The sequence below is a fragment of the Rhizobacter terrae genome, from assembly GCF_003852895.1.
GTDB lineage: Bacteria > Pseudomonadota > Gammaproteobacteria > Burkholderiales > Burkholderiaceae_C > Albitalea > Albitalea terrae.
Map to the genome: position 1 here is coordinate 439,734 of NZ_QUSW01000002.1, position 22,879 is coordinate 462,612.

Sequence of the window (22,879 nt, forward strand, 5' to 3'; positions counted from 1 at the left end):
GGCAGGAGCGCCAGCGACTTGGGGGCCGCTACTACTTCCAATCCGCCCCTTGCATCAGCGGATCATCCACCACCCCCAGCGTCTGCGTCAGCTTCTTGCCGATGGTGCCGGGCGACGCGAGCGCCGCCGAGCCGCAGTTGCCGTTGGCCGTCTTCAGGATGCTCCACAGCATGGCGCCGTCACGGGCGTTGCGGTTGGCCTGCGTGCTCGATGCCACCGCGCTGGTGTAGCGGTTCACCGAGTACGGCAGGTTCAGCGTGGCGCCGTACTGGTCCTGCAGGTTCTTCGAGCCGTCGCACTGGGCGTCGGCGTCGTTGACCACCAGGTTGGCACCCGACCAGCCTTCCGGCGAGGTCTCCAGGCCGATCGACACGATGGTCTTGGACGCGAACAGGGCACGGTAGTCGTTCCATGCACGCACGCCGTCGTAGTGCTCGAAGCGGGCGTCATAGGACATCACGTTGACCATGTCCAGGCCCGCAGCCACCGCCGGGTAGCGGGTGGCCAGCAGGCGCTCGCGGCCGGCGTTGCCGCCCCAGTACGAGGAGCGGCCGGCACACTGCGGATCGGCGCTGGTGGCGGCGATGCAGTCCGCACCGGTCGACCATGCGGCCATGGTGAGCACGCGACCGCCGCCGGCGGCATCCACCGCGCGGCGCAGCGCCTTGGTGGCGTTGGCGTAGCGGTCCACGTCGGCATCGGCTTCGTAGTCGACGTCCAGGCCGTCGATGCCGAGGTCGCGCAGCGCCTGGGCGAAGGCGTTGGTGATCGGCCCGCTGCCGGCCTGGCCTTCAGCCGCCAGCGCCGTCCAGTTGCCGTAGTTCACGCCGCCCACGGCCAGGATGACCTTGATGTTGCGCTGGTGCAGCACGTCGATCGCGGCCTTGATGTCCGACGGACGGCCGTTGAAGGAGATGCCCGTGCCCGACCAGCTGTTGCTGGCGATGCCGCCCCACGAGAAGTTCGGGTCGGCGAAGGCCACCATCACGTGCGAGTAGTTGGCCGGCACGCGGGCGAACTTGCTGAGGTTGTAGACCTCGGAGGCCGACTTGCCCGTGGCGTCGAACCAGTTGTCGCTCCAGGTCGGGTAGTAGCCGACGAAGACGCGGCCTGCCTGGTTGGCCTTGAGCGCGCCCGGGGGCAGGCCAGGGGCCGGAGCAGGCGCCGGTGCGGGGGCAGGCGCCGGAGCGGGAGCCGGGGCAGGTGCGGGAGCCGGCGCGGGCGCAGGGGCCGGCGCAGGTGCGGGGGCGGGAGCCGGCGCCGGGGCGCAGGTGTTGACCTGCGTCCAGGGCTGGCCGCTGCCGGTCGGGCCGTTGTTGGTCGAAGGGTTCTGGCCCTGCGTCCACCAGTTGGCCTTGTAGTTCACGCCGTTGACGCTGGCTTGCTGGCCTTGCGTGTAGGCGGTGGCGGCAGCCCAGGCCGGCTGGCAGCCCGGGGCAGGTGCCGGCGCGGGCGCAGGCGCCGGGGCGGGAGCCGGTGCGGGCGCCGGAGTGGGCGCAGGGGCCGGGCTCGGCGCGGGGGCCGGAGCCGGAGCGGGCGGATTGGTGCTGGAGCCGAGGTCGGTCCACAGGCTGGTGTTGGTCGGGTTCCAGCCCGTGCTGGCGTAGTCGGTCTGGTCGACGAGCGCGCGGTAGTCATGCCCGTTGTAGGACACGACGGTGCCGGCCCTGTAGAAGGTGTCGGGCGCCCATGCGGGGTAGGCGGCATAGGCCGAGGCAGTGACGATGGCCGCCGACAGTGCGGCGAGCAGCTGCAGGCGGTAGCGGCGCGGTAGAGGGGTCATGTAGCCATCTCCGTGGCAGAAACGATTGGCAGGTACGGCCCGAAACATCGGGCCGCTCGGCCAGACGAACTGCACTGGAAGAGGACTCCTCCTGCCCCCGACGCCCGCTTTCAGGGCGCGGCTCCCGGGCTGTGTCCCGTGTACGGCATCTTCCACGTCTGGTGCCTGAACTGTCTCAGGAACCAGACCAATCATGTATTCGGCATAACCACTAGAGTACCAGTAGTTACCTATTTAATACCAATTTGACGCCAACTCACGATCTCACGACGGCCATCGTGGGCGCTCAATACACGCCAACGACCCGGCTGATCTTGCCGTCTTCGAGCGTGATCGTGTCGACACCACGAGCCAAAGTCTTGTCCCCCTGGGTCACGACGAAGTGCAGGACGAGGTGCCCTTCGTCGTCCACCGCGACCTCGGTGCCCGGCGCCTTCCTGAAGCGCAAGCCTTTCAAGGATTGAAGGAAGGCCAGGTAGCCTTCGGTCGTCGTTGGTTCTCCCGACAAGTTCGGCCCCTGAACCACGAAGCGCGGCGTGAACAGGCGCTCGATGCCTTCGATGGACGGCGTGTCGTGCAAGGTGACGTAGTCGTCCACCAGTCGAAGCAGGCTGGGGTCGGTGCAAGCGGCGGTGGCGAGTGTGGCGGCGGCGAGCGCAGCGGTGAATGTCATCGTGGTCTCCTGAAAGAGGTGTGCAAGTCGCACGGCCGGCATGGTCTGGCGCTGCATCGATCGCGTCGATGACCTCGCAGGTAATGCGATGGGCGCAGCGTCCTGTCTACGATGCGGCCCATGCACACCACGCCGATGTCCACACCGCTTCCCTCCTTCGGCCACGCGCTGCGCCAATGGCGCGGCCAGCGTCGGCTCACGCAGCTCGACCTCTCACTGCAGGCCGGCGTGTCGGCACGGCACCTGAGCTTCGTGGAGACGGGCCGCGCCTCGCCCAGCCGCGAGATGGTGCTGCGGCTGGCGCACTGTCTGAGCGTTCCCATGCGCGAACGCAATGCCTGGCTGGTGGCCGCCGGCTTTGCGCCGATGTACCGCGAACGTTCGCTGGATGATCCCGCGCTCGCTGATGCAATGAGGTCCGTGCAGCGCCTGCTCGATGCGCAGTCGCCCTTCCCCGCCATGGCGATGGACCGGCACTGGAACGTGGTAGCCAGCAACGTCGCCACCCAGCGCGTGCTGTCCGGCGGCTCGCCCTCCTTGCTCGCATCGCCCAACGTGATGCGCCTGTGCCATCACCCCGAGGGCCTGGCGCCGCGCATCGCCAACCTTTCGCAGGTGCGCGAGAACCATGCCCTGCGGCTCGCCCAGCAATTGCAGGCCAGCCATGACCCGGTGCTCGCCGACATGCTCGAGGAACTTCGCCGCTACCCGCTGCCGGCCGCGCGTCAGACGCAGCGCATGGATGGCGAGCACACGGGCATCGTCGCGCCCTTCCAGCTCGAATCGGACGAAGGCCTGCTCAGCTTCTTCACCACGAGCGCGGTGTTCGGCTCGGTGGCGGACATCACCTTGTCAGAGCTGGCAGTGGAAAGCTTCCTGCCGGCGGACGAGGCGACGGCGCAAGCGGTGCGGCGGATCGTCCTAGAGGACTGAGGACGGCTCGCCCGCGGCCTGCGCCGGTCGCGCATGAATGGCATAGGCCACTTGCGCCAGGAGCAAGGCCGCCAGCCAGGCCAGCACATAGGACTGCAGCGTCCCCAGCACCGGCAGCATCACGACCAGCACCACGAAGAAGGTGACGAAGCCGAACATGCCCTGCACGAAGCCGCGCAGCAACTCGATCGTCGCGTCCGGCCCATGCCGCGACAGCGTGAAGCAGGGCAGCACGTTGCCGGTGATGGGCAGCGCCAGCAGCAGCCCGCTCACCGCTGCGGGAAAGGCCGACGCGCTGAAGATGAGCGCGGCCGCCAAGGCCATTGCCGCGGCCACGCGCAAGGCCAGCTCGATGCGCGGAATGGTCAGCGCCGTCCGCTCATGGCGGTGCGCCGGCATCAGGCGCATGCCGGCCAGCGGCGACACCACCGCCAGCAGGCCGGCCGCCCAGGCCGGCAGGTGCAGCCAGATCAGCAGCGCGCCCAGCGTGAGGAACGCGAGGTTGGCCGCGACGAGCGAGCCCGGCCAGCCGATGCGCCCAGACGCCCGCGCGAACACCACCATGTGCGCCACCATCGCCGGAAAGGCGACCAGTGTGGCGAGTGCGATGTCGCGGCCGTGTTCGGCCGACGACTGCATCAGCACGAAGCCCATGATGGGCCCCGCGATCATCGGCATGCCGGACAAGGTGCCGGCCACACCGTGGCCGAAGCGCCTGGAAACAAGCGACGCACCGAGGACGACGAAGGCCACGAGGGCGAGCTTGAGCAGCAGCATGGGCATCGGGGAATTGGATCACGCCCCGTAGCCGCCACCTCCCGGCGTCTCGATCACGAACACGTCGCCCGGCTCCATCTCGGTCGAGCCGATGTGGTCCAGCACCTCCACGCGGCCATCCGCACGCTCCACCTTGTTCACGCCCGGCTGCCCCGGCTGCCCCCCCGCCACGCCGAAGGCACCGCTGTGCCGCCCGTTGGACAGGATCGACGCCGTCATCTTCTCCAGGAAGCGCACGCGCCGGATGCCGCCGTCGCCGCCGCGGTGCTTGCCCGCGCCGCCCGAACCCTTGCGGATCTCGTAGCTGTCCAGGCGCACCGGGAAGCGGAACTCCAGCACTTCCGGATCGGTGAGGCGCGAGTTGGTCATGTGGGTCTGCACCACGCTCGTGCCGTCGAAGTCAGGGCCGGCGCCCGATCCGCCGGAGATGGTCTCGTAGTACTGGTGCCTGTCGTTGCCGAAGGTGAAGTTGTTCATCGTGCACTGGCCGGCCGACATGACGCCCAGCGCGCCGTACAGCGCGTTGGTGATGCAGGTGGAGGTCTCCACGTTGCCCGCCACCACCGAGGCCGGCGGGCGCGGGTTGAGCATGGAGCCTTCGGGCACGATGACCTTCAGCGGCTTCAGGCAGCCCGCGTTCAGCGGGATGTCGTCGTTCACCAGCGTGCGGAACACGTACAGCACCGCCGCCATGCACACCGCCTTGGGCGCGTTGAAGTTGTTGGTCAGTTGCGCCGATGTGCCGGTGAAGTCGATGACCGCGCTGCGGCCGGCGGCGTCCACCTGGATGTCCACGTGGATGCGCGCGCCGTTGTCCAGCGGCAGCGTGAAGCTGCCATCCCTGAGCTTTGTAATGACGCGGCGCACCGACTCTTCCGCGTTGTCCTGGACGTGGCGCATGTACGCCTGCACGACATCGAGCCCGAACTGCGCGACCATCTTGCGCAGCTCCTGAACGCCCTTCTCGTTGGCCGCGATCTGGGCCTTCAGGTCGGCGATGTTCTGCTCCGGATTGCGCGAAGGATGTTCGCCGCTGCGCAGCAGCGCGAGCATCTCCTGCTCCAGCAAGCGTCCGCGCGACACCAGCTTCACGTTGTCGATCTGCACGCCCTCTTCCTCGATGCGCGTGGAGAACGGCGGCATGGAGCCCGGCGTCGTGCCGCCGATGTCGGCATGGTGGCCGCGCGAGCCGACGTAGAAGAGGATCTTGTCGCCCTTGTCGTCGAACACCGGCGTGACCACCGTCACGTCCGGCAGGTGCGTGCCGCCGTGGTACGGATCATTGAGCACGAACACGTCGCCCGGCGACATCTGGCCGGCATTGCCGTTGATCACCGTGCGGATAGATTCGCTCATCGAGCCCAGGTGCACCGGCATGTGCGGTGCGTTGGCGATGAGGTTGCCCTCGGCATCGAAGAGCGCGCAGGAGAAGTCCAGCCGTTCCTTGATGTTCACCGAGTAGGCGGTGTTCTGCAGCTGCAGGCCCATCTGCTCGGCGATGTTCATGAAGAGGTTGTTGAAGACCTCCAGCATCACCGGGTCCACCGAGGTGCCGATGGCCTTGCGGGCCTCGCGCGGCTGCACGCGGTCGAGCACGAGGTGGTCGAGGTCGGTGACGCGCGCGCGCCAGCCGGGTTCGACCACGGTGGTGGCGTTCTTCTCCGCGATGATGGCCGGGCCGTCGATGAACTGGCCGGGCTTGGCCTGTTCGCGCACGATGAGCGCGGCATCCCACCAGCGGCCGTTGCTGAACATCTGCACCGTCTCGGCGACCGGCGCCTTGGCTTCGGCCCCCACCGCCACGCGCGGCTCGGCCGGCGCATCGCCCGCGCCCACGGCCTCCACCGACACGGCCTCGACGATCAGGCGGCGCTCGCTCATCAGGAAGGCGAAGCGCTGGCGGTAGGCGTCCTCGAAGGACTGCTGGATCTGCCCCGCCGTGCCAAAGGGCACGACCAGCGCGGAATCGGTGCCTTCGTAGCGAAGGTGCACGCGGCGGTGCACCACCACCTGTCCGCCGGTCACACCCTGGCGGTTGAGCTCGCCTTGCGCGTCGGCGGCGAGCACGTCCAGGCGCGCCGCCACGGCCGCCAGCGACGACGACAAGGGCTGCTCGATCGCTGCCTCGCGGATCACGTTCTGGTCGGCCAGGCCCATGCCGTAGGCCGACAGCACGCCGGCCAGCGGGTGCGCGAACACGCGGTTCATGCCCAGCGCATCGGCCACGCGGCAGGCATGCTGGCCGCCGGCGCCGCCGAAGGTCTGCAAGGTGTAGCGCGTCACGTCGTAGCCGCGCGCCACCGAGATCTTCTTGATGGCATTGGCCATCGCGCCCACGGCAATGTCGATGAAGCCTTCGGCCACTTCCTCGGGCGCGCGCTTCGTGCCGGTGGACTTTTCGATGGCGTTGGCCATCTCGGTGAACTTCTTCACCACCACCTCGCGGTCCAGCGACTCGTCGGCCGCCGGCCCGAACACCTTCGGGAAGTAGCGCGGCTGGATCTTGCCGACCATCACGTTCGCATCGGTCACCGCCAGCGGCCCGCCGCGGCGGTAGCTGGCCGGGCCGGGATTGGCACCGGCACTCTCGGGGCCGGCACGGAACCGCGCACCGTCGAAGCTGAGGATGGAGCCGCCGCCGGCCGCCACGGTGTGGATGCTCATCATCGGCGCACGCATGCGCACGCCGGCCACCTGCGTCTCGAAGGCGCGCTCGAACTCGCCGGCGAAGTGGCTCACGTCGGTGGACGTGCCGCCCATGTCGAAGCCGATGACATGGCCGAAGTCGGCCAGTTGCGCCGTGCGCACCATGCCCACGATGCCGCCCGCCGGGCCGGACAGGATCGCGTCCTTGCCCTGGAAGGAGCGCGCATCGGTGAGGCCGCCGGAGGACTGCATGAAGAACAGCTTCACACCCGGCATCTCGCTGGACACCTGCTCCACGTAGCGGCGCAGGATGGGCGAGAGGTAGGCATCCACCACCGTCGTGTCGCCGCGGCTCACCAGCTTCATCAGCGGACTCACTTCATGCGACACGCTGATCTGCGGGAAGCCGATCTCGCCGGCGATGCGCTTGGCGGCGAGCTCATGCTCGGTGAAGCGGTAGCCGTGCATGAAGACGATGGCCACGCTGCGGATGCCCGCATCAAAGGCGGCCTTCAGCTCGGAACGCAGGTGCGCCTGGTCCAGCGGCTGCACCACTTCGCCATCGGCACCCACGCGCTCCTTCGCCTCGATCACGCGCGAGTACAGCAACTCGGGCAGCTGGATGTTGCAGTCGAAGATGCGCGGACGGTCCTGATAGGCGATGCGCAGCGCGTCGCGGAAACCCTGCGTCGTCACCAGCAGCGTGGGCTCGCCCTTGCGCTCCAGCAGCGCATTGGTGGCCACCGTCGTGCCCATCTTCACGCACTCCACCAGCTCGGGCGTGATGGCCTCGCCCCGCTGGAGCCCCAGCAGGTGGCGGATGCCGGCCACGGCCGCATCGCGGTACTGCTCAGGGTTCTCCGACAGCAGCTTGTGCGTGGTGAGCGAGCCATCCGGCCGCTTGGCCACGATGTCGGTGAACGTGCCGCCGCGGTCGATCCAGAACTGCCAACGGTCCGCGCTGCGAGGGGTCTCTTGCATGTCGTTCTTTCAGTCAGAAGATGTAGTAGCCCATGGCGCACTCTCTATGCCTGGGTGAAATAAGGGATGAACACGCCGTTCGCCTCGGGGCCCACCTGGCGCACCCATTCCAGCGAGAAGCGTTCGCCCATCCGTTTCAGGTCGATGTTGAAGTCGCGCGGCACGCGCTCGATCTTCATGCCGTTGCGGCGCAGTTCCTCCACCGATTCGAAGGCCAGCCGCTCGCTGGTTTCCCAGCCGCGCTGCTCGGCGGCGCTGGCCGCGCGCAGCAGGGCGTCGCGCGCCAGCGGCTCCAGCTCGGCCATGGCCTTCGCGTTGGCGAACACCACGTTCTTCGGGAACCACGCGTTGATCTCATAGAAGTACTTCACGTGGCTCCACACCTTGTTCTCGACGCCCGTGACGGCCGAGGTGATCATGTTGTCCACCCGCCCCTCGGCGAAGGCCTTGCCCACCTCGACCATCGGCACGTCCACGCCCTGCGCCTGCATGAGCGCGGCGATGCGCGCCGTCGTCGAGTTGTAGGTGCGCATGCGCGTGCCCTTGAAGTCGGCGATGCCCGTCACCGGCTTGCTCGAATACAAACCCTGCGGCGGCCACGGCACCGCGTACAGCAGCACCAGCCCGCGCTCCTGGAAGTGCTTCTCCAGCATGGGGCGCTGGTGCTTCCACATGCGCCTGGCATCCGCATAGCTGCTCACGATGAAGGGCACCGAGTCGGCCCCTGCCAGCGGAATCTCGCCCGTCATGCTGGTGAGGATGGACTCGCCCGCCTGCGCCTTGCCCGACTCCACCGCCGAGCGGATGTCGTTGAGCTTGGCCAGCGTGTTGTTGGGATGGATGTCGATGACGAAGGATCCCTGGGTGGCCACCCCCACCTCGCGTGCCAGCGTGCTGATGTTCTGCGTGTGGAAGGATTCGGCCCGGTAGCCCGTGGCCAGCTTCCAAGAACTCAGCGCCTTTGCCTGTGGCAGCAGCAGTCCCCCCAGGGTGGCCGCAGCAAAGCTGCGGCGCGTGATCAGCGTACTCATCGTCGTGTCCTTTCACCAACAAGTCCACAAACCGGTTCGAGTTCACAGTCCCAGATAAGCCTTCTTGATGTCTTCGCTTTCCAGCAGCTCGCGGCCGCTTCCCTGCATCACGATCCGTCCGGTCTGGATCACGTAGCCGTGATGTGCAATCGCCAATGCCTTGTGCAGGTTCTGCTCCACCAGCAGGATGGAGACGCCCTGTTCATTGATGTGCTGGATGGTGTCCAGCACCTTCGTCACGAACTTCGGCGCAATGCCCCACGAGGGCTCGTCGAGCATCAGCAGCCGGGGCCGGGCCATGAGGCCGCGGCCGATGGCCAGCATCTGCTGCTCGCCGCCGCTCATCGTGCCCGCCAGCTGCGTGCGCCGTTCCTTGAGGATGGGAAACCAGCCGTACACGCGGTCCAGCGTCTCGGCCACCTCGTGCTTGTCGCGCCGCGTGTAGGCACCCAGCTCCAGGTTGCGCTGCACCGTCAGGCGCGGGAACAGGCGCCGGCCCTCGGGCACCAGCGACAGGCCCAGGCCCACGCGCTCGTGCGCCGGCAGTCCCTTGAGCGATTGGCCCTCGAAGACGATGTCGCCCTGGTCCGCCTGGTTCAGGCCCGCCACCGCGCGCAGCGTGGTCGACTTGCCGTTGCCGTTGCCGCCCACCAGCGCCACGATCTGTCCCTTGGCGACCTCGATGTCCACCTTGGACACTGCCAGCACGCCGCCGTAGCTCACCTTGAGTCCGCTCACGTTCAACATCGTCATTCCCCCAGGTAGGCTGCGATCACGCGCTCGTCCTGCGAGACTTGCGCAGGCGTGCCATCGGCGATCTTCTTGCCGTAGTCCAGCACCACGATGCGGTCGGCAATCGGCATGATTCCTTCGAGCACGTGCTCGACGATCAGGCAGGAGATGCCTTGCCCGCGGATCTTCAGCACCACGTCCACCGCCTCGCGAACCTCGGTCGGGTTGAGGCCCGCCATCACTTCATCCATCAGCAGCAGCTTGGGCTTCAGCGCCAGGGCACGCGCCACGGCCAGGCGACGCTGCTCGCTCACGGTGAGCGTGCCGGCGGCGCGGTCGGCGTGGCGCGCAAGGCCCACGAACTCCAGCAGCTCCATGGCCTTGGACCGCGCGATCGCCGTGTTGCGGCTGAGCATGAGCGCGCCCACCATCACGTTCTCGCAGGCGGTCATGCTGGTGAAGGTGCGCGCCACCTGGAAGGTGCGGCCGATGCCGACCTGCGCGCAGCGCTCCGGCGGCAGGCCATGCACGGCCTGGCCGTCGAGCAGGATCTCGCCTTGCGTTGGCGCGAAGTAGCCGGCCACGCAGTTGAACATCGTGGTCTTGCCCGCGCCGTTCGGTCCGATCAGGCCGACGATCTGTCCGCGGCCCACGCTGAAGGACACGTCGTCGTTGGCCACGAGGCCGCCGAAGCGCTTGGTGACGTTCTTGACTTCAAGCAGGGTGCTCATGCCTGGCCCTCCCCCTTGCTGCTGCGGCGCGCAAACCGCGACCAGAGTTCCTTGCCCCAGCCCAGCAGGCCGCTCGGCTTGTAGACGGCGATCGCGATGATGATCACGGCCTGCACGATCATGTCCGTGCCGCGTCCCGTGCCGCCGAAGGCGATGCGCGAGCCTTCCTCGATCAGCGTGAAGGCCGTGGCCCCCACCACCGGGCCGAACAACGAGCCCACGCCACCCAGGATGGACACCAGCGCCATCTTGATGGACAGCCCCGTGTGCAGCACCGAGTTCGGGTCGATGTACAGCTCCTTCTGCGCATAGAGGCTGCCGCCCAGTGCCGCGAGGAAGGTGGAGAAGCCCAGCGCGACCAGCTTGTACTTCGTGAGGCTCACGCCCAGGCTGCGTGCCGCATCGGGCTCGTCCTTGATGGCGCGGAAGTAGTAGCCCAGGAAGCTCCTGGAGATCCAGAAGTTCACGCCCAGGCTGATGGCGAGCAACCCCAGTGCCAGGTAGTAGTACGGCACCTTGGACGCGAAGATCATCGTGCCGATGCCCTGCTTGTCCATCGGGATGGTCAGGCCCACCGCCGAGCCCGCGAGGTCCCAGTTGTTGAACAGGATCTGGATCAGCTCGGCCACCGCGATGGTCGCCATCGTGAAGTAGTGGCCCTTGAGCCGGAAGCAGGGCCAGCCGATCACGGTGCCCACCGCCACCGACACCACGCCGCCGACCAGTGCGCCGATCCACGGGTTGAGCCCGAAGTTCATCAGCAGCATGGTCGAGGTGTAGGCGCCGATGCCGAAGAACGCGACGTGCCCGAGCGAGACCTGGCCGGCGAAGCCGCCCAGGATGTTCCACGCCACGCCCAGCTGCGCGGCCATGAGGATGAGGATCAGCAGGTTCTGGTGCGAGGGGCTGTCGACGAAATGCGGCAGCGCGAGCAGTGCCACGCCGGCGATGGCGCCGAGCACCAGGCTGCGGTTCAGGAAGGGTCGGCCGGCAGCGTCCTCGCGCGCCTTGGCCGCCATGGTGATGGTGTTCATGTCAGGTGATTCCTTGGTGGCCGGCTTCATGTCTTGCCCATGAGGCCTTGGGGGCGCCAGATCAGCATCGCGAGGAAGAGTGCGAGCACGACGGCCATCTTGAATTGCGGTCCGAGCAGCAGCCCGCCCATCACCTCCACCACGCCGACGATGAGGCCCGCCCAGAAGGCGCCGGCCACGCTGCCGAAGCCGCCCAGGTTCACCACGACGAAGGCGATGAGGATGAAGTTCGCGCCGACCTCGGGAAAGATCGGGAAGAAGGTGGCCAGCAGCGCACCGGCCACGCCGGCACAGGCCGCGCCGATGCCCCAGGCCAGCGTGAACATGCGCTGCGAGTCGATGCCCATGAGCTGGGCGGCTTCACGGTCGGCCGCCGTGGCTTCCAGCGCCGCGCCAGCGCGGGTCTTGCTGAGGAAGAGATACACCGCCACCGTGGTGAGCACCGCGCCCACGCCAGCGGCCAGTTGCGGCGTTCCAAGCTGCACGCCCAACAGCGAGAGGCTGCCCGACACGCTGGACTTGTCGATGGCGCGGTAGTCGGCCTTCCACAGGAACTGCGCCACGCCGCGCAGCAAAATCATCAGGCCGAAGGTCGTGAAGATCTGCGAGATCGGCGCCGCGCCGATGATGCGCTTGATGACCAGCCGGTACATCGCCGCGCCCACCACGAACAGGCCGATGGCCGAGATCGGCAGCGTGACGATCGGGTCCCAGTGCCACAGCGCGAACATCCAGAACGCCGAGTACATGCCCAGCATCAGGAACTCGCCGTGCGAGAAGTTGGTGATCTCCATCACGCCGAAGATCAGCGTGAGGCCCACCGCCACCAGGGCATAGATCAGTCCGATCAGGATGCCCGATGCGAGGGTCTGCAAAAGTATGTCTTGTGTCATGTCCACCTCTTGTGCTCATCGACCTTGAGTGACGCCGGCAAGGCTCCGCCCGGGCCCGGCCAGGCGGCCGGGCTGGTTTGTCACCGTGCGCCCTCAGGAGGCGCGATGAGTCAGATCACTGCAGTCACTGTGATTTGCGCTGGTCCCACTTGGGCATGGGCCAGGTGACTTCGCGGCTGGCCATGTTGAAGGGCCACACGGTGTTGTACTTGCCGTCCACGATCTGCACGAGGATGCCGCGGCCCAGCACGTTCTGGCCGTTCTCGTCGAATTTCACGCCCTTCCAGGGCATGATGAGGTGGTCGGCCGTGATGTTGGTTTCGGTCAGCGCCTTGCGGATGGCTTCGGGCTCCGTCGACTTCGCGCGGTTGATCGCGTCAGCCATCACCATCAGGCCGGTGAAGGTGCGCGACGAGTTGCCGGTGAAGTTGATCTTGTAGCGGCTGTTGAACAGCTCGTTCACTTCCTTGATCAGCGGATTGCGGTTGGCCAGGTCCAGCGCCCACACCTCGCGCGTGATGACGTATTCCGCGTCCTTGCCCAGCGTCTTGATGAACTCGGTGTCGGTGAAGCCGGCGTTGTTCGCGAGGATCATGTCCGGCGAGAAGCCCAGCTCCTTGTACGTCTTCATCGAGAGGATGGCGTCTGGCGTGTAGGACGACTGCATCACCAGCGAGGGGTTCGCGGCCTTCAGCGTCTGCACCTCGGAGGTGAGCTGCGTGGTCTTGGCCGGGTAGAGGATCTGCTTGGCCAGCGTGTAGCCCTTTTCCGGTGCCAGCTTGGCCTGCAGCTTGGTGGTCTCGGTGCCCCACAGGCCGTTCTCGTTGAAGGTGGCGATGGGGCCGATCTTCACGCCCTTCTTCTCCTGCAGCTCCTTCAGGAAGTCGAAGGCGTTGTGCACGAAGAGGTCGTCATGCGGCGTGGTGCGGAAGAAGTACTTGAAGCCACGCTGCGTGAGCGATGCGGACGACGACTCCGGGTTCAGGAACGGAATCTTGTAGCGCTCGGCCATCTGGCTGGCCGTCAGCGTCACGGCGCTGTTGTAGGAGCCGACGATGGCCACCACTTTTTCCTGCGTGATCAGGCGCTCGGCTTCGGTGGCGCCCACCTGCGGGTTGCCCTGGTGGTCGGCGAACACCAGCTTGATCTTCGCGCCCTTGAGCCCCGGCAGGCCGCCGCCCGCAGCGAAGGGCAGGTCGCGCACCTTCGCGCCGTTGTTGATGATGTCGGCGGCCATCTCCAGCGCGTTCTTCAGCTCGCCACCCACCGACGCGGACGGGCCGGTCAGGGGGTAGATGACGCCGATGCGCACTTCCTGCGTCTGGGCCGAAGCTGTTGCGTGGAAAGCCATCGCGATGCTGGCGCCGATGATCGCCTTGACGAAGGTTCTGCGCATGGTGTTCTCCTGTGGTTGCTGTCGAAAAGATTCAGAAGGCCGCCAGCTGGTGGTTCAGCAGGTCGGTGATGAGCATGGCGCCCGGCGCATGCGTGATGCAGAACTCCGGCCGGGCCTGGGTGATGGCGGCTTGCGGCGTCACACCGCAGGCCCAGAAGAGGGGCAGCTCGTCGCGCATCACTTCCACCGCATCGCCGTAGTCGGGCAGCGAGAGTTCCTTGATGCCGATGAGGCTCGGGTCGCCGATGTGCACCGGCGCGCCGTGCACGTCGGGGAAGCGCGAAGTGACCTGGATGGCGCGGATGGCGTCGGCCGCACGCAGCGGACGCATGGACACCACCATCGGGCCATGGAAAGGGCCGGCCGGTTCCGTCTGGATGTTGGTGCGGTACATCGCGACGTTGCGGTTCTGGTCGATGTGGCGCAGCGACAGGCCGGCATCCAGCAGCGCCTGCTCGAACGAAAACGAGCAGCCGATCACGAACGTGACCAGGTCGTCGCGCCACAGCTTGCGGATGTCGGTGGACTCGTCGATCAGCTCGCCGCGGCGCCACACCCGATAACGGGGCACGTCGGTGCGGATGTCGATGTCACGCCCCAGCTTGGGGAGCATCGGGTCGCCCGGCTCGGACACCGCGAGCACCGGACAGGGCTTGGGATTGCGCTGGCAGAAGCGCAGGAAATCAGAGGCCAGCGACTGCGGCAGGATGACGATGTTGCCTTGCACATGGTCTCGAGCGATGCCGCTGGTGTGCCCCGAGAAGGTGCCTGCACGGATCGCGGCGCGGGCGATGTCGACCTTGCTCACGGTCACTTCTTCATCGCGGATGGCGTGGACTGCTGCGTTCAATTCGTTGCCCCGAAAGATGACTGTCTGATGACGTGAAACGGATTGTGTTGGTCGTCGCAGCGCAGCAGCAAACGGGAAATTTTTTTCTTAGATCATCGATTTTTTCGATGATTGGTGAAAACCCTCAATACCGTTTTCCGGGCTCAAGACCAGGTCTCGCTGCGTCCCGAACGCCGCCTGGGCTTGCCTGCGCCGACGTACTCCAGCACCGCATCCACCACGCCCTGCGCCAGCGTGGACGTGGGGTCGTCACGATAGCTCGCATGCACCGGCAGCGGGGGCAATCTCGCCTCGCACTTCAGGGGTTTGAGCGGCAGCCGTTCGGCCAGCCGAAGCACGGCCGCCAGCGGCAGCGTCGCCACGCCGAAGCCGCCCTCGACCAGCTGCACCATCGCCGAAATCGATGAGATGTTGTGCACGTGCCGCAAGGGCACGCCGGCATCGCGGAACACATCCATCAGCGCCACGTGCGGCTGCGAGCCGCGCTGGAAGGTCAGCAAGTCGAACTCCGACAGATCGGCCAGCGTGTACCGGCGCTTGCGGTGCACCTGGGTGTTGCCCACGAACACCATCTCCATGGGCGGCAGGGCGCGGCTGCGCAGCCGCTCGCCGACTGACGGCAGCGCCGCGAAGGCGATGTCCAGCGCGCCGCGGTGGATCTGGTCCACCAGCACGGGCGTGGTTTCCACCGTCAGCTCCAGCTCGAAGTCGGGGTTGCCGGCGCGCATGGAATGCACCCAGTCGATCAGCCAGGAGTGCAGCACCGACTCGATGGCCCCGATGCGCAACGACACCGCCCGCTGCGCACCGTCCGCGCCGCCCATCTCGCCCTTGATCTCGCGCTGCAGTTCCAGCAGGCGCTGCGCATGGTTGAAGAAACGCATGCCCGCCACGGTGAGCCGGAACTGCTTGTCGCGCCGGTCCAGCAGCAGCACGCCCAGCTCCTCCTCCAGCGCCGCGATGCGGCTGCTCATGGCCGATTGGGTGATGAACAGCTTCTCCGCCGCGCGAGACACGCTCTTGAGCGAGACGACCCAGTAAAAGGCTTCCACGAATCGCAGGTTCATGCTGCGGATCGTATCTGCCCGGTCGAGCGCTTGTCCTACAGTGCCTTCCCGGGCACATTCGTACCATTGACCCCAACCCGGCCACCTCCGCCGGACCCCAGGAACCCAGCGCGCTTGCAAGACCAACCCCTCATCGTCTGCGACCAATGCGATGCCGTTCACCGCTGGCGCCCGCTGGCCAGCGGTGAGGTGCTGCATTGCCACCGCTGCGATGCGGTGCTGGCGCGCGGCCACCGGCTGGGCGTGGAGGCCATGCTCGCCCTGACGCTGGCCGCCGGCATGGTGCTGCTGATCGCCAACTGCTCGACCATCGTCGACATCGACCTGCGCGGATCACGCACGGCCGCCACCCTGCCGTATGCCATCCACCTCATGTGGAATGCCGGCGAGCCCCTCGTCGCGGTGCTGTCGGCGCTGACGGCCATCGTCGCGCCCGCCCTGCTCATCGGGCTGCGTCTGATGGTGCTGCTGCCGCTGACCCTGGGCCGGCGCGCACGCTGGTTCGGCTGGTGCATGCGGGCCCTGCACGAAGCGACGCGCTGGAGCATGGTGGAGGTGATGATGGTCGCCGCCGCGGTGTCCATCGTGCGCATCGCCTCGCTGGCGCATGCACTGCCAGGCCCGGGCATGTTCGCATTCGGCGGGCTGGCCTTGCTGTTGGCCGCCCTCGAATCGGGCGGGCTCAAGCACTTGTGGATGGAGCCTGCGCCATGAGCCCCGCACGGCCGCCCGAAGGGGCTCGCACCGCAGTGCGCAGCACGGAGGTGTCCCAATGAGCTTCACGCCCGCCCAGATGCTCGGCTGCGAATACTGCGGCACGGTATCCGCCGCGCCCAACGCCGAAGACGACCACACCCTGCGCCTGCGTTGCCCGCATTGCGGCAACCGGCTGCATGCCCGCAAGCCGCGCAGCCTGCAGCGCACCTGGGCGCTGCTTGCGGCCTCGGTGCTGCTGTACGTGCCGGCCAACCTGCTGCCGATCATGACCACCACCAACGTGTTCCGCAGCAACACGTACACCATCGCGGGCGGCATCGGCGAGCTGTGGACCGACAAGGCCTATGGCCTGGCGGCCATCGTGTTCGTGGCCAGCATCATCGTGCCGCTCCTGAAGATCGTGGCGCTGGCGCTGCTGGCCTGGACGGCGCGGCGGCGTTCCGGTTGGCGGCGGCTGGAACGTGCGAAGCTCTATCGCGTCGTCGAGACGGTGGGCCACTGGTCCATGCTCGACGTGTACGTGGTCGTGCTGCTGGTGGGCATGGTGCGCTTCGGCAAGCTCGCCAGCGTCCAGCCCGAGCCCGGCCTCATCGCCTTCGCGGCCGTGGTGATCCTCACCATGTTCGCCGCGCGCAGTTTCGACCCCCGGCTCATCTGGCAGGAGCATGCCCCCCGTGGCTGAACACGACGACACCAACCCGCCCGTAGAAGGGCCCGCAAGCGTACCGCCCGAGCCAGCGCCGCCTGTGCCCGCGGCCGTCGCGGAACCCGTGGTGCGCAAGAAGAACCCGGCGCGGCTGTCGCTGGTGTGGCTGGTGCCCATCGTCGCCGTGATGATCGGCCTGTCGCTGCTCATCTCGTCGGTGCTGCAAGCCGGCCCGCGCGTGACCATCGAGTTCCGCACCGCCGAAGGCCTGGAACCCGGCAAGACGGAGGTCCGATACAAGGAGGTGATCGTCGGGCGCGTCGAGACGGTGACGCTCAGCGAGGACCGCAAGCGCGTGCTGGTGGTCGTGCGGCTGGACCGCTCGGTGGCCAACCTCGCCGTGGAGGACACGCACTTCTGGGTCGTGCGGCCACGCATCGGCACCGCGGGCATCAGCGGGTTGAACACACTGCTGTCGGGTTCGTACATCGGCGTGGATGCGGGCACTTCGGCGAAGTCATCGCACGAATTCATCGGCCTGGAAGCCCCACCCTTCGTGCTGCGCGGCGAGGCCGGCCGAAGCTTCGTGCTGCGCGCGAACGACCTGGGCTCGCTGGACGTGGGCACACCGGTCTACTACCGCCGTGCCCGCGTGGGCCGGGTGGTGGGTTACACGCTGGACCCGAAGAACGACCTGCTCACCGTGCAGGTGTTCGTCGAGTCACCGTACGAGACGCTGGTGAACCAGCAGTCGCGCTTCTGGAACGCAAGCGGGCTGGACCTCACGCTCAGCGCCACCGGGGTCACGTTGAACGTGCAGACCCTGGCCTCGGTGATCGCCGGCGGCATCGCCTTCGAGCGGCTGCCCGGCAGCGAGGGCATGCCCCCGGCTCCGGCCGGCGCCACCTTCAGCCTCTTCCACGACCGCAAGGCCGCGCTCGCGCCGCCCGACGGGCCGCCAATGGAAGTGCGCATGGTGTTCGACCAGTCGGTGCGCGGCCTCGCCATCGGCGCGCCGATCGACTTCCTGGGCATCGAGATCGGCACCGTGCAGTCCATGTCGCTGCAGTTCGACGCCAAGCGCCGCCGCTACCCGATGGAGGTGACCGCGCAGATCTTCCCGCTGCGGCTGGGCGCCATCCGCACGGCGATGCTGCGTGACTCGACGCTGTCCGAGGATGCGGACGTGCGATTCATGCGCACGCTGGTGGACAACGGCGTGCGCGCCCAGCTGCGCACGGCCAACCTGCTCAGCGGCGCGCAGTACATCGCGCTGGACTTCATGCCCAAGACCACGCCCGCCCAGCTCGCAATGAGCAACGGCGCGCCGCTCATTCCCACCGTGCCGGGCACGCTCAGCGAGCTGCAGCCGCAGATCGCCGAGATCGTCGCCAAGGTGAGCAAGGTGCCCTTCGACGAGATCGGCCGCGACCTGAGCAGCACGCTCAAGCAGGCGCAGCAGAGCATCCGCCAGCTCACGCCCGAAGCGCAGAAGGCCTTGGCCGAAGTGCAGCGCACGCTGCAGTCGGTGCAGGCCTCGGTGGACAGCCTCAACCGCAACCTGCTGGACGAAAGCGCGCCGGTGCAGCGCAACGTCGAGCAGACGATGGTGGAGCTGCAGCGCGCCGCGCAGGCCCTGCGCACGCTGGGCGACTACCTGCAGCGGCATCCCGAATCCATCCTGCGGGGCAAGCCTGCGGACCCGGCATTGAACTCACAGGAGAAGAGCCGATGAAGCGCGTGACCGGCGTGGCCCTGGTGGTGGCGTCAGCACTCGCGGCGTGCTCGACGAACAAGGTGCCCGAGCGGTTCCACACGCTCGTTCCTGCGGACGCCGCAGTGCCGGCCCAGGCGCAGGGGCTGGTCTACATCCACCCCGTCGGCATTCCGCCGCAGGTCGACCATGCGCAGTGGGTGGTCCGCCAGGCCGATGAGTCGCTGCTGATGCTGGAACAGGACCGCTGGGCCGCGCCCTTGCAGGACGAGCTGCGCGGCGCGGTGGTGGCTCGGCTGGCGGCGAAGTGGGGCATCGTGGACGTCAAGGGCATGCTCGCGCCATCGGGCCCGATGCTGTCGGTGCACATTGACGTGCAGCGATTCGAGACCACGCCCGGCCGCGAAGCGCGCATCGACGCCAACTGGTCGGTGAACTCCAACCAGAAGGGCTCGGACAGCCTGCTGTGCCGCAGCGTCATCCAGGAGCCGGTGAGCGAGCCCGGCATCGCACCGCTGGCTGCAGCCCACAGGCGGGCGGCAGTCCGCCTTGCCGACGAGATCGGCCAGCAGCTCACGGCGATCCGCCAGGGGCAGCGCGCCGCTTGTGCGCAGAAGTGATGCGGCCTGCCCGGCCGCATCACTGTGCCTGCTTCAGTCCCGCTTCAGGATTTCATCGGCCACGATGCGCGCCGCATGCTTGGCCGTCTCCGGCGTCGGGTGGATGCCGTCGCCGATGTGCACGAAGTCCTTCCACATGTCGACCACCACAGCCTTGGGCACTTCGGCGCTGAGGCGCGTGCGCGAGAGCTGGCGAAGCTGGTTGTAGTCGGCCTCGCCGATCACCCAGGCCAGGCCGAACAGGCTGCGGAACAGCGGCAGGTCCAGCTTCTCGTAGCGCGGCATCACGTCGTAGATGGGCGTGATGCCACGCGACACCGCGTCCTGCCCCAGCGCGACGAGCCGGTCCACCGTCTGGTTCATCTGCGCGGCCGTGCAGGGCTGCGACTGATTCTGCGGAATGCCGAAGGCATCGGCATGCAGGCAGTCGTTGGACATGGTGATGACCACGTACTTCGCGTTGTAGGTGTTGAAGCTGGGCGGTTGAGCGACGCGCGCCAGCGCCTTATGGAATTGCGTCTGGTAGCTCTCCCAGCCCGCCGGTCCGCAGGTGGGAGCGCCCGGGGCGCAGTAGGGACGCGCGAAGGTCCCCGCTCCGCCCTGCCCCTCGTTGATGACATAGCCCGGCAGCGGATTCGTTCGCGTCAGCGCCTGCCCGAGGCTCAGGTAGCTGCCGAGCCCGACCGAGACGCCGCCCAGCGGCGCGACGCCGTTGTTGAACGGCGTCTTGCCCTCGGCATACGACGCGCCGACGACCAGCAGCGGCAGTTGAGAAGCCTTGTCCTTGGCCCAGGCCGCATGACACGCAGCCGCACAGAGCGCCAGACCCACCCATTGCTTCAGTTTCATTTGACAATTCCCGTTGATTGATTGGAGTAGTGACCGGTGCAGAGAGCGTCTGCACCGGCCAGGCAAGGCTGAACGCCCCGCCTGAGGGAAGTTGTCGGCAAAACCGCTGCTGAACTGAAGGGAACGGGTCAGCCCGTGACGAGCATCATCACCACGGCGATGGCCATCACGAGGGTGGCGGCCCAGCCGAAGAACCGGTGCCGCTGTGAGATCGTGTATTCGCCCATGACGCGCACCGACTGCCCGATCCACATCATCACGACCATGATGGGGACGGAGATGACGCCATTGACGATGGCGCTCCACACCAGCGCCTTGATGGGGTCCAGCTCGAACACGCTCATCAGGCTGCCGATGCCGGTGGCGGCGATGATGATGGCGTAGAAGCCGCGGGCTTCGTGGAAGCCGTGCGAGAGGCTGGCCTTCCATCCGAAGACTTCGCTGACCGCATACGCCGCCGAACCCGCGAGCACCGGCACCGCCAACAGGCCGGTGCCGATGATGCCCAGCGCGAAGATCGCAAACGCGAACTCGCCGGCCACGGGACGCAGCGCCTCGGCTGCCTCGGACGAGGTCTGGATGCTGGTGATGCCGTGCATGTTGAGCGTCACCGCGGTCGACAGCACGATGCACAGGGCGATGATGTTGGACAGGCCCATGCCGAAGTAGGTGTCCTGCTTGATGCGGTACAGGTGCTCCTGCGCATAGGAGGGCACCAGCCGCAGCTGGGCGGCATCGGGCCGGCCGTGGTTGTCTTCCACCTCCTGCGCGGCCTGCCAGAAGAACAGATACGGGCTGATGGTCGTGCCCAGCACGGCCACGACCATGCTCGCGTAGTCGCTGGCCTTGGCGTTCGCCGGGAAGAAACTCCACGGCTGCAGGGACTCGACAGCGGCCTGCTGCCAGGGCACCTGCACGACCATCACCACGGCGAAGTACGAGAACAGCGCCAGCGTCAGCCACTTGAGGATGCGCACCGACCGCTCATACGAGAAGAACACCTGCCCCAGCACGCACACGGTGCCGAAGCCCACGATGAACAGGCTGCGGTGTCCGCCCACCAGCAGGCGTGCGGCTTCGGCCATCGCACCGATGTCTGCCGCGATGTTGATGGTGTTGGCCACGACCAGCAGCGCCACGAGCGACATCGTCAGCCAGCGCGGGCACAGCCGGGCGATGTTGGCGCCCAGCCCCTTGCCGGTGGCCCAGCCGATGCGAGCCGAGAGCATCTGGATGCCGATCATCAGCGGCGTGGTGAGCAGGAGCGTCCACACCAGGCCGAAGCGGAACTGCGAGCCAGCCTGCGAGTAGGTGGCGATGCCGCTCGGATCGTCGTCCGCGGCGCCGGTGATGAGCCCGGGGCCCAGCCGCTGGGCGAAGGCCCGGGTGGCCGGCAGCGACTGGCGCGCCCTTTCGACGGCTCGCACGACGAACGGGTTGCGAAGGATGAGTTGTTGCACGGGCATCTCCCCGCCATCGCGGCCTGCGGCGCGACAGCAGAAGGCGGCCTGCTGAATGGCCGCCGGACAAAACGAAGGTGTCAGGGAGGAGAGCCGGCGACAGGACGTCGCGCGGTAGGCCCGCAACCCCGGGAAGTGGTCAGAGCTCAGCCCCCACCGCCCGGTATGCAGCCGTTTTCGACGGGGTCGAAGGCTTACAGACTGGACGGCGAAGGCCAGCAACTAGGCGCTGGGTTCATGGCAATGCCGTCAAGTGAAGGGACCGCGATTGTCTCGCCTTGACGCTGACGGGCACCCGACCATGGGGCATGGAGTTCGGCGGTTTGCGTGCGATGCGCTACGGTCCGGTCAAGGCATTGCCCGGCACCGGCACGGCCGAGCCCTGCTTCTTCTGCACGAGCGTCACGCCGTTCCTCACGGCGATGATCTCCGCCAGGATGGACACCGCGATCTCCGCCGGTGTCCTGGAGCCCAGGTCCAGGCCGATGGGCCCGTGCAGCCGGCCGATCTCGCCGGGCGAGAGGTCGAACAGCGCCAGCCGCTCCTTGCGCTTGGCGGTGTTGCTGCGCGAGCCGAGCGCGCCCACGTAGAAGGCCGGCGACTTCAGCGCCTCCAGCAGCACCATGTCGTCCAGCTTGGGGTCGTGCGTGACGGCGACCACCGCACTGTGCGGGTCGAGTTGCATCTCCAGCACCACGTCGTCGGGCATGGCCCGGCTGAAGTGCGTGCCGGGCACGTCCCAGGTGAGGTGGTATTCCTCGCGCGGGTCGCAGCAGGTGACCTCGAAGTCCAGCGGCAGCGCCATCTGCGCCAGCACGCGCGAGAGCTGTCCCGCGCCGATGATGAGCATGCGCCAGCGCGGCCCGAACACCGCGCGCATCACGCGGCCGTCGAAGCTGAAGCCTTCGCTGCGGTGGGCCGGCTCGACTCGGCCGCGGCCGTCGTGCAGGTCCAGCACGCGCGCCACCAGTTCATGGCGCGAGGTGCGCTCGATGATCTCGTCGATCCACGCCACATCCACCACCGGCTCCTGCACCAGCCGCAGGTTGCCGCCGCAAGGCAGGCCGAAGCGCGCGGCCTCTTCCTTGGTGACGCCGTAGGCGATGAGGCTGGGCGCATCCACACGCTCGCCGTGGCGCACGCGGTCGATGAGGTCGTCTTCCACGCAGCCGCCGGACACCGAGCCCACCACCAGGCCATCGTCGCGCAGGCACAGCAGCGCGCCGGGCGGGCGCGGCGCCGAGCCCCAGGTCTCGATGACCGTGACGAGCCAGACCTTGCGGCCTTGGGCGAACCACGCGCGGGCTTGATTCAGGACCTGGAGATCGAGGCTGTCCACGGGGCAT

Annotated in this window: 20 protein-coding genes; 5 read left to right on the forward strand and 15 right to left on the reverse strand. The window is 67.5% G+C overall.

Annotated features, from left to right (window positions below):
* Window positions 1-31 precede the first annotated feature (31 nt).
* Together DZC73_RS09005 and DZC73_RS09010 are read right to left on the reverse strand one after the other, a co-directional pair.
* On the reverse strand, window positions 32-1,783 hold the full coding sequence (locus DZC73_RS09005; protein ID WP_161974512.1) for a carbohydrate-binding protein: 1,752 nt from the start codon (window positions 1,781-1,783) through the stop codon (window positions 32-34).
* A 286-nt stretch (window positions 1,784-2,069) separates the two neighbouring features.
* Window positions 2,070-2,456, reverse strand: coding sequence for a nuclear transport factor 2 family protein (locus DZC73_RS09010; RefSeq protein ID WP_161974513.1), 387 nt, complete (start codon window positions 2,454-2,456; stop codon window positions 2,070-2,072).
* A gap of 120 nt (window positions 2,457-2,576) precedes the next feature.
* Here DZC73_RS09010 and DZC73_RS09015 point away from each other — a divergent pair, with 120 nt between their 5' ends.
* Entirely contained in the window at window positions 2,577-3,389 is an 813-nt protein-coding gene (locus DZC73_RS09015; RefSeq protein WP_328589488.1) for a helix-turn-helix domain-containing protein, read from the forward strand.
* Here the strand turns inward: DZC73_RS09015 and DZC73_RS09020 are convergent.
* From DZC73_RS09020 to DZC73_RS09065, 10 genes are all read right to left on the reverse strand, one after another.
* Window positions 3,378-4,172, reverse strand: coding sequence for a hypothetical protein (locus DZC73_RS09020; protein WP_198414812.1), 795 nt, complete (start codon window positions 4,170-4,172; stop codon window positions 3,378-3,380). The genes DZC73_RS09015 and DZC73_RS09020 overlap by 12 nt on opposite strands.
* Window positions 4,173-4,184: 12 nt before the next feature.
* On the reverse strand, window positions 4,185-7,793 hold the full coding sequence (locus DZC73_RS09025) for a hydantoinase B/oxoprolinase family protein (RefSeq protein ID WP_124539897.1): 3,609 nt from the start codon (window positions 7,791-7,793) through the stop codon (window positions 4,185-4,187).
* A 44-nt stretch (window positions 7,794-7,837) separates the two neighbouring features.
* Window positions 7,838-8,824, reverse strand: a complete 987-nt coding sequence (locus DZC73_RS09030; protein WP_124539898.1) for a TRAP transporter substrate-binding protein — start codon at window positions 8,822-8,824, stop codon at window positions 7,838-7,840.
* 42 nt (window positions 8,825-8,866) lie between these two features.
* A complete protein-coding gene (locus DZC73_RS09035) occupies window positions 8,867-9,571 on the reverse strand; it encodes an ABC transporter ATP-binding protein (protein ID WP_124540369.1) in 705 nt (234 codons plus the stop codon).
* A gap of 2 nt (window positions 9,572-9,573) precedes the next feature.
* Entirely contained in the window at window positions 9,574-10,287 is a 714-nt protein-coding gene (locus tag DZC73_RS09040; RefSeq protein ID WP_124539899.1) for an ABC transporter ATP-binding protein, read from the reverse strand.
* Window positions 10,284-11,321: a branched-chain amino acid ABC transporter permease gene (locus DZC73_RS09045; protein WP_235835048.1), complete on the reverse strand. Its 1,038-nt coding sequence runs from the start codon at window positions 11,319-11,321 to the stop codon at window positions 10,284-10,286. The genes DZC73_RS09040 and DZC73_RS09045 overlap by 4 nt, the downstream gene beginning before the upstream one ends.
* Window positions 11,322-11,347: 26 nt before the next feature.
* Window positions 11,348-12,214 carry a branched-chain amino acid ABC transporter permease gene (locus tag DZC73_RS09050; RefSeq protein ID WP_124539900.1) on the reverse strand — a complete coding sequence of 289 codons (867 nt, stop codon included), beginning with the start codon at window positions 12,212-12,214 and terminating at the stop codon, window positions 11,348-11,350.
* A 124-nt stretch (window positions 12,215-12,338) separates the two neighbouring features.
* Complete coding sequence (locus DZC73_RS09055) at window positions 12,339-13,610, reverse strand: ABC transporter substrate-binding protein (RefSeq protein ID WP_124539901.1); 1,272 nt, start codon at window positions 13,608-13,610, stop codon at window positions 12,339-12,341.
* A 31-nt stretch (window positions 13,611-13,641) separates the two neighbouring features.
* Window positions 13,642-14,439 carry a putative hydro-lyase gene (locus DZC73_RS09060; protein ID WP_161974543.1) on the reverse strand — a complete coding sequence of 266 codons (798 nt, stop codon included), beginning with the start codon at window positions 14,437-14,439 and terminating at the stop codon, window positions 13,642-13,644.
* Between the two features lie 164 nt (window positions 14,440-14,603).
* Window positions 14,604-15,527, reverse strand: a complete 924-nt coding sequence (locus tag DZC73_RS09065) for a LysR family transcriptional regulator (RefSeq protein ID WP_124539902.1) — start codon at window positions 15,525-15,527, stop codon at window positions 14,604-14,606.
* A 114-nt stretch (window positions 15,528-15,641) separates the two neighbouring features.
* On the opposite strand from DZC73_RS09065, the gene DZC73_RS09070 reads away from it, so the two are divergent.
* The 4 genes from DZC73_RS09070 to DZC73_RS09085 are packed head-to-tail and all read left to right on the forward strand — an operon-like array spanning window position 15,642 to window position 19,224.
* Window positions 15,642-16,241 carry a paraquat-inducible protein A gene (locus DZC73_RS09070; protein WP_124539903.1) on the forward strand — a complete coding sequence of 200 codons (600 nt, stop codon included), beginning with the start codon at window positions 15,642-15,644 and terminating at the stop codon, window positions 16,239-16,241.
* 58 nt (window positions 16,242-16,299) lie between these two features.
* A complete protein-coding gene (locus DZC73_RS09075) occupies window positions 16,300-16,926 on the forward strand; it encodes a paraquat-inducible protein A (RefSeq protein ID WP_124539904.1) in 627 nt (208 codons plus the stop codon).
* The gene (locus tag DZC73_RS09080; RefSeq protein ID WP_161974514.1) at window positions 16,919-18,625 is read left to right on the forward strand and encodes a PqiB family protein; all 1,707 of its coding nucleotides are present in this window, start codon (window positions 16,919-16,921) and stop codon (window positions 18,623-18,625) included. Before DZC73_RS09075 ends, DZC73_RS09080 begins: the two co-directional genes overlap by 8 nt.
* Window positions 18,622-19,224, forward strand: coding sequence for a PqiC family protein (locus DZC73_RS09085; protein ID WP_124539906.1), 603 nt, complete (start codon window positions 18,622-18,624; stop codon window positions 19,222-19,224). Before DZC73_RS09080 ends, DZC73_RS09085 begins: the two co-directional genes overlap by 4 nt.
* Window positions 19,225-19,257: 33 nt before the next feature.
* Here the strand turns inward: DZC73_RS09085 and DZC73_RS09090 are convergent, their stop codons facing one another.
* From DZC73_RS09090 to DZC73_RS09100, 3 genes are all read right to left on the reverse strand, one after another.
* Window positions 19,258-20,073, reverse strand: coding sequence for an SGNH/GDSL hydrolase family protein (locus DZC73_RS09090; RefSeq protein WP_124539907.1), 816 nt, complete (start codon window positions 20,071-20,073; stop codon window positions 19,258-19,260).
* A gap of 128 nt (window positions 20,074-20,201) precedes the next feature.
* Window positions 20,202-21,533, reverse strand: coding sequence for an NRAMP family divalent metal transporter (locus tag DZC73_RS09095; RefSeq protein ID WP_235835049.1), 1,332 nt, complete (start codon window positions 21,531-21,533; stop codon window positions 20,202-20,204).
* 337 nt (window positions 21,534-21,870) lie between these two features.
* Window positions 21,871-22,872, reverse strand: coding sequence for an XdhC family protein (locus DZC73_RS09100; protein ID WP_124539909.1), 1,002 nt, complete (start codon window positions 22,870-22,872; stop codon window positions 21,871-21,873).
* Between the last annotated feature and the right edge of the window lie 7 nt (window positions 22,873-22,879).